13 protein-coding genes are annotated in these 11,448 nt (G+C 33.3%); 10 read left to right on the top strand and 3 right to left on the bottom strand.

All coding sequences use genetic code 11. The features are described 5' to 3' along the window. Positions 1-65 precede the first annotated feature (65 nt). Positions 66-923, bottom strand: a complete 858-nt coding sequence (locus P2W65_RS06260; protein WP_289664307.1) for an MBL fold metallo-hydrolase — start codon at positions 921-923, stop codon at positions 66-68. Positions 924-994: 71 nt separating this feature from the next. Further along, positions 995-1,921, bottom strand: coding sequence for a DUF8428 domain-containing protein (locus P2W65_RS06255; protein ID WP_289664305.1), 927 nt, complete (start codon positions 1,919-1,921; stop codon positions 995-997). Positions 1,922-2,255: 334 nt separating this feature from the next. On the opposite strand from P2W65_RS06255, the gene P2W65_RS06250 reads away from it, so the two are divergent. From P2W65_RS06250 to sufD, 6 genes are all read left to right on the top strand, one after another. Further along, positions 2,256-2,585 carry a HesB/IscA family protein gene (locus P2W65_RS06250; RefSeq protein ID WP_012023267.1) on the top strand — a complete coding sequence of 110 codons (330 nt, stop codon included), beginning with the start codon at positions 2,256-2,258 and terminating at the stop codon, positions 2,583-2,585. Between the two features lie 85 nt (positions 2,586-2,670). Then, positions 2,671-4,119, top strand: a complete 1,449-nt coding sequence (sufB, locus tag P2W65_RS06245) for a Fe-S cluster assembly protein SufB (RefSeq protein WP_289664302.1) — start codon at positions 2,671-2,673, stop codon at positions 4,117-4,119. A gap of 7 nt (positions 4,120-4,126) precedes the next feature. Then, positions 4,127-4,615, top strand: coding sequence for a flavodoxin family protein (locus tag P2W65_RS06240; RefSeq protein ID WP_289664301.1), 489 nt, complete (start codon positions 4,127-4,129; stop codon positions 4,613-4,615). Positions 4,616-4,626: 11 nt separating this feature from the next. After that, the gene (gene sufC / locus P2W65_RS06235) at positions 4,627-5,373 is read left to right on the top strand and encodes a Fe-S cluster assembly ATPase SufC (RefSeq protein WP_008466070.1); all 747 of its coding nucleotides are present in this window, start codon (positions 4,627-4,629) and stop codon (positions 5,371-5,373) included. An 85-nt stretch (positions 5,374-5,458) separates the two neighbouring features. Next, positions 5,459-5,848, top strand: coding sequence for a four helix bundle protein (locus P2W65_RS06230; RefSeq protein WP_289664298.1), 390 nt, complete (start codon positions 5,459-5,461; stop codon positions 5,846-5,848). Positions 5,849-5,895: 47 nt separating this feature from the next. Further along, positions 5,896-7,212 carry a Fe-S cluster assembly protein SufD gene (gene sufD / locus P2W65_RS06225; protein ID WP_289664296.1) on the top strand — a complete coding sequence of 439 codons (1,317 nt, stop codon included), beginning with the start codon at positions 5,896-5,898 and terminating at the stop codon, positions 7,210-7,212. Positions 7,213-7,317: 105 nt separating this feature from the next. On the opposite strand, the gene P2W65_RS06220 is transcribed toward sufD, so the two are convergent. Next, positions 7,318-8,667 (bottom strand): serine hydrolase domain-containing protein, encoded by a 1,350-nt coding sequence (locus P2W65_RS06220; protein WP_289664295.1) that lies wholly within the window; start codon positions 8,665-8,667, stop codon positions 7,318-7,320. Between the two features lie 219 nt (positions 8,668-8,886). Between P2W65_RS06220 and P2W65_RS06215 the strand changes: the two genes are divergently transcribed. The 4 genes from P2W65_RS06215 (at position 8,887) to P2W65_RS06200 (ending at position 11,421) form a co-directional block, all read left to right on the top strand. Continuing rightward, positions 8,887-10,101, top strand: coding sequence for an aminotransferase class V-fold PLP-dependent enzyme (locus tag P2W65_RS06215; RefSeq protein WP_289664293.1), 1,215 nt, complete (start codon positions 8,887-8,889; stop codon positions 10,099-10,101). A 10-nt stretch (positions 10,102-10,111) separates the two neighbouring features. After that, on the top strand, positions 10,112-10,537 hold the full coding sequence (locus P2W65_RS06210; protein WP_289664292.1) for a hypothetical protein: 426 nt from the start codon (positions 10,112-10,114) through the stop codon (positions 10,535-10,537). Positions 10,538-10,539: 2 nt separating this feature from the next. Then, on the top strand, positions 10,540-10,965 hold the full coding sequence (locus P2W65_RS06205; RefSeq protein ID WP_012023259.1) for a SufE family protein: 426 nt from the start codon (positions 10,540-10,542) through the stop codon (positions 10,963-10,965). A 132-nt stretch (positions 10,966-11,097) separates the two neighbouring features. Then, complete coding sequence (locus P2W65_RS06200) at positions 11,098-11,421, top strand: iron-sulfur cluster assembly protein (protein WP_289664291.1); 324 nt, start codon at positions 11,098-11,100, stop codon at positions 11,419-11,421. The last annotated feature ends 27 nt before the right edge of the window (positions 11,422-11,448 follow it).

Raw genomic sequence — 11,448 nt, 5'->3', positions numbered from 1 at the left:
TTGATTAAAAATCCCGTTTTCAGAATGTTGAAAACGGGATTTTTTTATGTTTTTATAATACTTTTCTAAAGAATTTCTCCGCAGCTAAAGACCTCTTTTAACCGAACTCCTTTCTCTGTATGTTCAACTGTTATGATTTGATTGTGTGCATCATGTTCCAAAAACAGATAATGATTTTGATCTGCAGCTAAATTCAAGAATTTTGATTTTTCTGGCATTGTCAAAAGTGGTCTGGTATCATAGCCCATAACATACGGAAGTGGAATATGTCCTGCTGTAGCTAATAAATCGGCACAAAAAACAATGGTTTTATCTTGGTATTTTATATAAGGGATCATTTGTTTTTCGGTGTGGCCGTCAACATAATAAATATCAAAACCCAATGCTGCCGAAAAACCAAAATCAGATTCTGGTCTTGCAACAAAATTTAGCTGTCCGCTTTCCTGCATTGGCAGCATATTTTCGGATAAAAAAGAAGCTTTTTCACGGGCATTAGGTTTTGTTGCCCATTCCCAATGGTTTTCGTTTGTCCAGAATTTTGCATTTTTAAAAGCAGGTTCATAACCCGTTTTATCTGAATTCCATTGCACACTGCCACCACAATGATCAAAATGAAGATGTGTCATAAAAACATCTGTAATATCGTCGCGATGAAAACCATATTTTGCCAACGATTTATCTAAGGAATGTGATCCCCAAAGCGAGTAATATCCAAAGAATTTTTCAGATTGTTTATCGCCCATTCCGGTATCAATTAAAATTAGACGATTTCCATCTTCAATTAATAAACAGCGTGCGGCAATATCAATTAAATTATTAGCATCGGCAGGATTTGTTTTGTTCCAAATTGTTTTAGGAACAACACCAAACATAGCACCTCCATCTAATTTAAAATTTCCAGATTCGATTGGGTAAAGTTTCATGAGTAAGATTTTCTAAAAGAACAAAGCTAGGAAATACTAACTCCTTTTGCTAAAAATTACTATTAAAACTATTATTCTAATGTAATAGAAGCACTTCCCATAATTTCCTGTTTGTCGAAGAAATTGACAAAATAAGTACCTTTTTTAAACGGATTTTCGTTTGCATTTAGAACTCCATACACATTAGCCGATTTGCCCTGAAAATCTGTACTAACAATAAAACTGTAAACCAAGGCTTTATCGTTTCCAAATTCGATCAGTTTATTATCTCCTAAAACTGTATTTTTTTGATCTAAGACCTGAATATAAAAAACTTTTTTCCCAGTTTTGGCAACTGCATTTCCGTTTACGATAAAGCTGGCTTTTAGCTTTTTAGTATTTTTTGCTTTTGTCGTTTCTAATTCTACTCCAGAGCTTTTTTCACGAAGTGCAATGACCTTGAAGCTGCTTAGCGAGAGTTTTGAAGCATCTTTTAGCGTGGACTCCAGTTTCTTTTGTTTTAAAATCAAAGTATCATTTTCAGCCTTTTGCTTGTACATCACAACATTTTGGCTTTCAATTTCTGTCAACAAATTTTTATTTTGAGATTTCAATTTTTTAATCTCCAAAATTTTATTTTCCAATGCAGCTTTTGAATCTGACAATTGTGACCTAAATATTTTAAGCTGTGCTGATGAAGGGTTTTCCGAAGCTTTAATAATCTCCATTAAATTCTCTACATTTTTTCGCTCCAGTTCTAATTGTTCAGATAAAGCTGTTTTTTCTTGAATAGCAATATCATAAGCTGCTTTTAGTGTAATTAATGAATCTAAAATATTTTTCTGTTCATTATACTCTTTATTAATGCCTGAAATACCAGAAACTTTTTCCGTTTTAAGGTCAATTTCATTTTCATAAGAAGACTCATTGCTAAAAACCAGCACTGCAGCACCTACTCCTAAAACCAAAATCATAGTAAACAAGGGTTTAAACCACTTAATTTCATTTTGCTTTTTCATAATTACTTCACAATTTCCTGCAAAAGTATTGAATAAAAACTGGATGTAATGAGTAGAAATACTTGTTTTTTAACATTTACAAACGATATTTGCAGCTTAAAAGAAAAAAAATGCTTAATTCTAATTTTAGAAGCAATTTTAGGAACCTATTTTATCAAAATAAGTAATATCTATTTTAACATTTGTTATAATAATGTGAACCGTTATGGAAAAAGGTTTTTAAGTCGTATCTTTGCAGACAATTTCTATTTAACATTGAAAATTAGCGTTTTAAATCTGTACTAAATTCATTACAGCGTAAAAATGCTTATTAAAAATTAAACATCGAAGAACAATGATAAAAGTTTCTGATACTGCCAAAAAGAAAATCATCGACTTGATGACCGATGATGGTTTTGACGCCGCAAGCGACTACGTAAGAGTAGGCGTAAAAAGCGGTGGATGCTCTGGTTTGTCTTACGATTTAAAATTTGACAAAACCAAAGGAGAAGACGATAAAATATTCGTAGATAACGATATACAAATAGCTGTTGAAAAAAAATCATTCCTTTATTTAGCTGGAACAATCTTAGAATTTTCTGGCGGATTAAACGGAAAAGGATTTGTTTTCAATAATCCAAATGCAAGCAGAACTTGCGGATGTGGAGAATCATTCTCTCTTTAGTCAAAAGCTGAAAGTGGTAAAGTTTTAGGACTGCCCTATAACTTTCAGAATTTTAGACTTCAAAACTTTAGACAACAAAAAAATAATGAGCAAATACACCGAAGACGATTTAAAAATCGAACTGGAAACTAAAGAATATGAGTACGGATTTTATACCAATATAGAATCTGAAACTTTCCCTATTGGCTTAAACGAAGAGATTGTAAGAGCTATTTCTCTTAAAAAAGAAGAACCTGAATGGATGACCGAATGGCGCATCGAGGCTTTCCGTGCCTGGAAAGAAATGATTGAACCAGAATGGGCAAACGTACATTACGAAAAACCTGATTTTCAAGCCATTTCTTATTATTCAGCTCCAAAACAAGTAGATCCTAATAAAACTTTGGACGATGTTGATCCAGAACTTTTAGAGATGTACAAAAAATTAGGGATTTCTGTTGATGAGCAAAAAATGATGAACAATGTCGCAATGGATATTGTTGTCGATTCTGTTTCTGTAGCCACAACTTTCAAGAAAACTTTGGCCGAAAAAGGAATTATTTTCTGTCCAATTTCTGAAGCTATCAAAGAACATCCTGAATTAGTAAAAAAATATTTAGGAACTGTTGTACCTCAAAAAGACAACTTCTATGCAGCATTAAACTCAGCGGTTTTCTCTGATGGAAGTTTCTGTTATATTCCAAAAGGCGTTCGTTGCCCAATGGAACTTTCAACTTACTTTAGAATCAATCAGGCAGGAACTGGACAATTCGAAAGAACTTTGGTTATTGCTGATGAAGGAAGCTACGTTTCTTATCTTGAAGGATGTACAGCTCCAAGCCGTGATGAAAATCAATTACACGCTGCTGTGGTTGAATTAATTGCTTTGGATGATGCCGAAATTAAATATTCTACCGTTCAAAACTGGTTCCCAGGAAACAAAGAAGGAAAAGGTGGAGTTTATAACTTCGTAACCAAAAGAGGTTTATGCGAAACAAACGCTAAAATTTCATGGACACAGGTTGAAACTGGCTCTGCTGTAACTTGGAAATATCCTTCTTGCGTATTAAAAGGAGACAATTCAGTAGGCGAATTTTATTCAATTGCTGTTACCAATAATTTCCAACAAGCGGATACTGGAACTAAAATGATCCACTTAGGAAAAAATACTAAATCGACTATTATTTCTAAAGGTATTTCGGCTGGAAAATCACAAAACAGTTATCGTGGTTTAGTGCAGATTTCGCCAAGAGCGGAGAACGCAAGAAACTTTTCACAATGTGATTCATTGTTAATGGGTAACAATTGTGGAGCGCATACTTTCCCTTATATCGAAAGTAAAAATCCATCTGCAAAAATAGAGCACGAAGCAACGACAAGTAAAATTGGAGAAGACCAGGTTTTTTATTGCAACCAAAGAGGTATCCCAACTGAAAAAGCGATTGCCTTAATTGTAAACGGTTTCAGTAAAGATGTATTGAATAAACTTCCAATGGAATTTGCTGTTGAAGCGCAAAAATTATTAGAGATTTCTTTAGAAGGTTCTGTAGGATAATTTGAAGATGGAAAATAAAAAAGTCATCATTTTAGGTTCTTCCAGAAAAAACGGAAATACAACAAGAATTGTAGACGAAATTGCGAAAGAATACCATATTGATGTAGTAAATTTAAGTGATTATAGTATTTCCTATTATGATTACGAAAGCAAAAATATAGACGATGATTTTTTGCCTTTAATAAGAGGAATTATCGAAAAGTACGACACTTTAATTTTTGCAACGCCCATTTATTGGTATAATATGAGCGGAATTATGAAGGTCTTTTTTGACAGGATTTCAGATTTAATCCGAATTGAAAAAGAAACCGGAAGAAAACTAAGAGGAAAGGAAATCGGAGTGATTACAAATTCGCACGATAATCAAATCGAAGATAGCTTCTATATTCCGTTTCAAAAAACTGCTGATTATTTAGGCATGGAATATTTAGGACATTCGCATTTTAATGCCAACACCCTAAACCAAACAACAAAAATAGAATTGACATTTATATAAAATAAAAAACAATGTTATCAATAAAAAACCTTCACGCCGCGATTGGTGATAAAGAAATCCTTAAGGGAATTAATATAGAAGTTAAAGCTGGAGAAGTTCACGCGATAATGGGGCCAAACGGTTCTGGAAAAAGTACACTTTCTGCTGTTATTGCAGGAAATGAAAACTATGAAGTTACAGATGGAGAAGTAATTCTTGACGGAGAAGATCTTGCTGATTTAGCTCCTGAAGAAAGAGCACACAAAGGAGTTTTCCTTTCTTTTCAATATCCGGTAGAAATTCCTGGAGTTAGTGTTACTAACTTTATGAAAACTGCCATCAACGAAACTCGTAAAGCAAACGGTCAGGAAGAAATGCCGGCAAACGAAATGTTGAAAGTAATTCGTGAGAAATCGGAATTATTAGAAATTGACCGTAAATTTTTATCTCGTTCTTTAAATGAAGGTTTTTCTGGAGGAGAGAAAAAAAGAAACGAAATTTTCCAAATGGCAATGTTAGAGCCAAAATTAGCCATCCTTGACGAAACCGATTCTGGTCTTGATATTGACGCTTTAAGAATTGTGGCAAATGGTGTAAACAAATTAAAAAGCGACAAAAACGCTATCATCGTGATCACACACTACCAACGTTTGTTAGATTATATCGTTCCTGATTTCGTTCACGTTCTTTACAACGGAAGAATCGTAAAATCTGGCGGAAAAGAATTGGCTTACGAATTAGAAGAAAAAGGATACGACTGGATCAAAGCAGAAAATTAAAATTTGTTTCAGGTTTCATGTTTTTTTAGTTTCAAGTTAAACTACATTTTGTAAGTTTAAACTTAAAATAATTAAAATAGAAATTATGGCGACAATAACTCGATTTGAGGATTTAGAAATTTGGAAAGAAGCTCGACGATTAGCAAAAGAAATTCATCTTATTGCAGTTCAGACAGAGTTAAAATCAGATCTCAGATTTAAAAATCAAATAAAAGATTCTTCGGGTTCTGTAATGGACAACATTGCAGAAGGTTTTGAAAGAGATGGAAATTTAGAGTTTCGACAATTTTTATCAATTGCCAAAGGTTCAGCCGGAGAAACAAGATCTCAATTATATCGTGTTTTTGATTTTGAATATATTTCAGAAGAAAAATTCGAAGCTTTAAAAAAAGATTATGAAAATTTAAGTGGTAAAATAAAAAACTTTATCACTTACCTAAATAAAAAAGAGTTCAAGGGGAATAAGTTTCAATAGGCAACATGAAACTTGAAACCTGAAACACCGAAGGAAACAAAAGAACAATGGATTTAAAAGAAAAATTAGTATCGTCTTTTATGGCTTTTGAAGAGCGTGTCGATGTACATTCAGATTTACATGACATACGCACAAATGCTTTAAAAAACTTCGAAAATAAAGGTTTCCCAACCAAAAAAGAAGAAGCTTGGAAATATACATCGCTAAATGCCATCTTAAAAAATGACTTTACGGTTTTTCCAAAGCAGGAAAATGCAATCGAATTTAATCAGGTAAAAAAATACTTTTTACACGAAATTGATACTTACAAATTAGTATTTATCGATGGGGTTTTCAGTTCGCATTTGTCTTCTACAACGCATGATGGAATCGATGTTTGCTTGATGTCATCGGCATTGACCAAACCAAAATATAAAATGGTTATTGATACGTACTTTAATCAAATTGCGAGTAAAGATGATAGTTTAACTTCATTGAATACTGCTTTTGCTATGGAAGGTGCTTTTATAAATATTCCAAAGAAAAAAGTAGCGGACAAACCAATTGAGATCATGTATTTCTCAACTGGAAATGAAGCAGCTTTAATGGTGCAGCCAAGAAATTTGGTTATTGTAGGTGAAAATTCACATGTTCAAATTATTGAACGTCACCAAAGTTTGAACGAAAATCCGGTTTTAACCAATTCGGTTACAGAAATTTTTGCTCAAAAACGCGCGATTGTTGATTATTACAAAATTCAAAACGACAACAGCGAAGCAAACTTAGTTGATAATACTTATGTTTCTCAACAACAAGAAAGCCATGCTTCAGTTCATACTTTCTCATTTGGAGGAAATTTAACTCGTAACAACTTAAACTTTTACCATTTCGGAGAAAGATTGACAAGTACATTAAACGGAATTTCGATCTTAAACGACAAACAACACGTTGACCATTATACTTTGGTAAACCACGCGCAGCCAAACTGTGAAAGTTTCCAAGATTACAAAGGAATTTTTTCTGATCGTTCGACAGGAGTTTTCAATGGAAAAGTTTTGGTAGAAAAAGAAGCTCAAAAAACAAATGCTTTCCAAAAAAGCAATAATATTTTATTGAGCGACAAAGCAACGATCAACGCAAAACCGCAATTAGAGATTTTTGCTGATGATGTAAAATGTTCTCACGGTTGTACAGTTGGACAATTGGATGAAACAGCAATGTTCTACATGCAATCTCGTGGTATTCCTCAAAAAGAAGCTAAAGCTTTATTGATGTACGCATTCTCAAATGCCGTTATCGAAAGCATCAAAATACCAGAATTAAAACAAAGAATTACTAAAATCATTGCCATGAAATTGGGCGTGAATTTAGGATTTGATTTGTAGATGATTTAACCGCAAAGAGCGCTAAGGTTTACGCAAGGTTCGCAAAGTTTTTTATTAAGCTTTGCGAACTTTGCGCTTTTTACTTGGCGTCTTTGCGGTTAAATTTTATTTTTTCACAGAAGAAATTATCTCCTTCAAAAATCCATTAAAATCAAAATTTTTATCACCTTCCCTCACTCCCATTCTCACAATAACCATATCCAAAGACGGAATAATCGCTACCATTTGACCTTGATATCCACTACAATAAAACATATCACGTGGAACATCTGGGAATTTTCCTCCGGCATTTAACCAAAATTGAGCACCATATTTTCCTTCAGAAGTATTGGTTGGAGTTGCAGTGTATTTTACCCAGCTTTCGTCTAGAATTTGTTCGCCGTTCCAATTTCCTTTATGAAGGTATAATAATCCAAATTTAGACCAGTCACGTGGCGTTGCCCATCCGTAAGATGAACCTACAAAAGTTCCAGACATATCTTGTTCGACAATCATCGAATTCATTCCAATTTTATCGATTACAGCGCTGTACCAAAAATCAAGATACTCTTGCTGTGTCTTGAATTGTCTTCTTAAAATTAAAGACAATAAATTAGTTGTTCCTGAAGAATAATTCCAATGTGTATTAGGTTTGAATTGTGCTGGTTTATCCAATTGCACTTTTCCCATATCTTCTGCCTGGAACAGCATTTTTGTAGCATCACAGATCGTGCTGTAATTTTCTTCCCATTCTAAACCTGAATTCATATGAAGTAAATCATTAAGCGTAATATTTTTACGCTCATCATTTTTCCATTCTACAACTGGAGTAGGTTTATAAATATCAATTTTTCCTTGTTTTGCCAAAACTCCAAAAGCCGAACTTGTAATGCTTTTTGTCATCGACCAGCCTAAAATTTTACTGTCTTTATTAAAACCTGTATCGTATTTTTCGCCAATTAATTTGTCTTTATATAAAACCACAACGGCGCGTGTGCGTTTTGCTTTTCCGCCATCTTTATCAAAAGAATCATCAATCGCTTTTTTCAATTTTGCGTAATCCACATTCGCGAAAGCGGTATCTTTCGGTTCGTTATTTCCATATGGAAAAGGGAGATTATTAACCAATTTTGTTCTCTTTGGAAGCAAATACGGTTTCGAAACATTATAATCATCATTAATCAATAAAGCACCTAAACCCTCTCTGTAAATCGCTTTCCTTTCTTTTAATCCGTAAACAGAAGAAACAGCAAATTTTCCAGCATCATCAATGGAGTTTTTAGCCAAATCAATCATATCGATATCATTGTCGGTTTTCTGAATTAAATCCAACGGACGATTATCAATAAAATGACCAGACGCAACACTTTTGGCCGAAAAACCAGAAATTAAATCAAGCTTTGGATAAGTCGTAAATCCGAAATACAAAAGAGCAAGAACCACTACAAGCAAAAGTACTTTGAGAAATTTTTTCATGATATGTTAGTATTTTTATTGCAATATAAATAATTTATGTTCATGATATTAGAACTCAAATCACAAATCTTTTTGAGATAATTCAGAAAATAGAATCGATTTTTACCAAATCAGCATTTAAGCATTGTGACAATGGTATCATAAAAGGAAATTATAGAATTCCTGTATAAACAAATTTAGTTTTAGTACTTTTGTAGATAGATTTTTTCTAAATAAGACATGCTAGATATTCAAAAAATAAGAGCTGATTTCCCGATACTTTCACAAACTGTAAACGGAAGGCCATTAGTATATTTCGATAACGGAGCTACTTCGCAAAAACCGCAAGTTGTGATCGATGCGGAAGTAAAATATTATCAGGAAATTAATGCCAACATCCATCGTGGTGTTCACACCTTAAGCCAGTTAGCAACTGATGCTTATGAAATTTCACGCGGAAAAGTACAAGAGCATATTAATGCCCGATTTTCTCATGAAGTACTTTTTACTTCAGGGACAACACACGGAATTAACTTAGTTTCAAACGGTTTTGCTTCAATTTTAAAACCAGGCGACGAAGTGATTGTTTCTTCATTGGAACACCATTCTAATATTGTGCCTTGGCAAATGTTATGCGAAAAAACTGGAGCAACTTTAAAAGTAATTCCAATCAATGATAATGGAGAATTGATTTTAGAAGAATTTGATGCTTTCCTTTCGGAAAAAACAAAAGTCGTTACGGTAAATCATATTTCAAATGCACTCGGAATCATTAATCCGATAAAATATATTATTGATAAAGCCCATGCTGTTGGCGCTGCAGTTTTAATTGATGGTGCTCAGGCGGTTCCGCATTTAAAACCAGACGTTCAAGAATTAGACTGCGATTTTTATGCTTTTTCAGGACATAAAATGTGTGGGCCAACAGGAACTGGAATTCTTTACGGAAAAGAAGAATGGCTGAACAAACTCCCTCCTTATCAAGGCGGAGGCGAAATGATCAAAGAAGTTACTTTCGAAAAAACAACTTATGCAGATCTTCCACATAAATTTGAAGCTGGAACGCCAAACATTGCGGGCGGAATTGTTTTAGGAACTGCGATTGATTATTTAAACAGTATTGGTTTTGACAATATTCAAGCATACGAACACGAACTTTTAGAACACGCTACAAAACGTCTATCTGAAATTGAAGGTTTAAAAATCTACGGAACTGGAAAAAATAAAGCGTCTGTAGTTTCGTTTAATATTGATGGAATACATCCTTATGATATTGGTTCTATTATCGACAAATTAGGAATTGCAGTTAGAACTGGACATCATTGTGCACAACCGATTATGAATTTCTTCTGCATTCCGGGAACGATCCGTGCTTCTTTTTCTTTTTACAATACAAAAGAAGAAATTGATGCCATGGTGGATGCAGTTAAGAAAGCGCAAACAATGCTAAGCTAAAAAATATCTTATGAGAATATTGTCTTTATTGCTTTTAACTCTTTGTATTGCAACTGGATGCTGCAGTCAGAAAAAAACAGATATGGCTTCAACTCAAATCGAATATTCAGCACACTCAAGAGGTTATTACAAAACTATAGTTGCGCAAAACAAAACTGTTTTGGTTACTAAGCAACGTAATGCTGAGCCTGAAAAAATCAATATTGATGATGCAAAATGGAATGAGATTGTTGCTGCATATTCTAAAGTGAATTTAGACAATCTTTCAGCATTAAAAGCACCCACAGATAAACGAACTTATGATGGTGCCGCAATAGGAAATTTAAAAATAACTAAAGACGGAAAAACCTATGAAACTCCAGGTTTCGACAATGGTTTTCCTCCAAAAGAAATCGAAAAACTAGTAAATTTATTAGTTGATTTTGCTAAAGAATAATTATGACGATAAAAGAAATACAAGACGAAATAATAGACGAATTTTCGATGTTCGACGACTGGATGCAGCGTTATGAATACATTATTGAACTAGGAAAAAGTCTTCCGTTAATTAAAGAAGAATATAAAACAGACGACAATTTAATCAAAGGTTGTCAGTCAAAAGTTTGGCTGCAAGGCGAACAAAATGATGACAAAATCGTTTTTACAGCCGACAGTGATGCTATTTTGACAAAAGGAATAATTGCGATTTTAATTCGTGCGTTCTCGAATCAAAAAGCAAAAGATATCTTAGAAGCGGATACTGATTTTATAGACGAAATTGGATTAAAAGAACATTTATCAGCAACGCGTGCCAACGGTTTGGTATCGATGATAAAAAACATCAAAATGTACGCTTTGGCATTTGATGCAAAAAACAAAAATTAAAAAATTTTAAACCATTAAGACATTAAGGTTCATAAAGTGATAAGCTTAATTTTCTTGGTAGCTAGAAGAGAATTAAGCGTACTGCAAAACTTCATTTTCTTAATATCTTAATGGTAAAAACAAAAAATAAAAATGGAACAAGAAATAGACACAAACGAATTAGGAGAATCAATCGTAAGAATTTTAAAAGGTATTTACGATCCTGAGATTCCTGTAGATATTTATGAATTAGGATTAATTTACGACGTAATGGTAAATACAGATTACGAAGTAAAAATTCTTATGACTTTAACTTCGCCAAACTGCCCAGTTGCAGAAAGCTTACCAAGAGAAGTAGAAGAGAAAGTAAAAACAATCGAAAACATCAAAGATGTTGACGTTGAAATTACTTTCGATCCGCCTTGGAGCAAAGATTTAATGAGCGAAGAAGCAAAATTAGAATTAGGAATGCTTTAATATAAAGTGTTCAGTATTTAGTTTTTA

The organism is Flavobacterium panacagri (assembly GCF_030378165.1).
GTDB classification, from domain to species: domain Bacteria; phylum Bacteroidota; class Bacteroidia; order Flavobacteriales; family Flavobacteriaceae; genus Flavobacterium; species Flavobacterium panacagri.
Note: the sequence above shows the minus strand (reverse complement) of the source record. Positions and strands in the feature narration are given on the sequence as shown.

Bases quoted from the DNA above. Each gene is read 5' to 3' on its own strand.
- P2W65_RS06255 (WP_289664305.1), bottom strand. From the start codon at position 1,921: ATGAAAAAGCAAAATGAAATTAAGTGGTTTAAACCCTTGTTTACTATG.
- sufC (WP_008466070.1), top strand. From the start codon at position 4,627: ATGTTATCAATAAAAAACCTTCACGCCGCGATTGGTGATAAAGAAATC.
- P2W65_RS06220 (WP_289664295.1), bottom strand. From the start codon at position 8,667: ATGAAAAAATTTCTCAAAGTACTTTTGCTTGTAGTGGTTCTTGCTCTT.
- P2W65_RS06230 (WP_289664298.1), top strand. From the start codon at position 5,459: ATGGCGACAATAACTCGATTTGAGGATTTAGAAATTTGGAAAGAAGCT.
- sufD (WP_289664296.1), top strand. From the start codon at position 5,896: ATGGATTTAAAAGAAAAATTAGTATCGTCTTTTATGGCTTTTGAAGAG.
- P2W65_RS06240 (WP_289664301.1), top strand. From the start codon at position 4,127: ATGGAAAATAAAAAAGTCATCATTTTAGGTTCTTCCAGAAAAAACGGA.
- sufB (WP_289664302.1), top strand. From the start codon at position 2,671: ATGAGCAAATACACCGAAGACGATTTAAAAATCGAACTGGAAACTAAA.
- P2W65_RS06205 (WP_012023259.1), top strand. From the start codon at position 10,540: ATGACGATAAAAGAAATACAAGACGAAATAATAGACGAATTTTCGATG.
- P2W65_RS06250 (WP_012023267.1), top strand. From the start codon at position 2,256: ATGATAAAAGTTTCTGATACTGCCAAAAAGAAAATCATCGACTTGATG.
- P2W65_RS06200 (WP_289664291.1), top strand. From the start codon at position 11,098: ATGGAACAAGAAATAGACACAAACGAATTAGGAGAATCAATCGTAAGA.
- P2W65_RS06210 (WP_289664292.1), top strand. From the start codon at position 10,112: ATGAGAATATTGTCTTTATTGCTTTTAACTCTTTGTATTGCAACTGGA.
- P2W65_RS06215 (WP_289664293.1), top strand. From the start codon at position 8,887: ATGCTAGATATTCAAAAAATAAGAGCTGATTTCCCGATACTTTCACAA.
- P2W65_RS06260 (WP_289664307.1), bottom strand. From the start codon at position 923: ATGAAACTTTACCCAATCGAATCTGGAAATTTTAAATTAGATGGAGGT.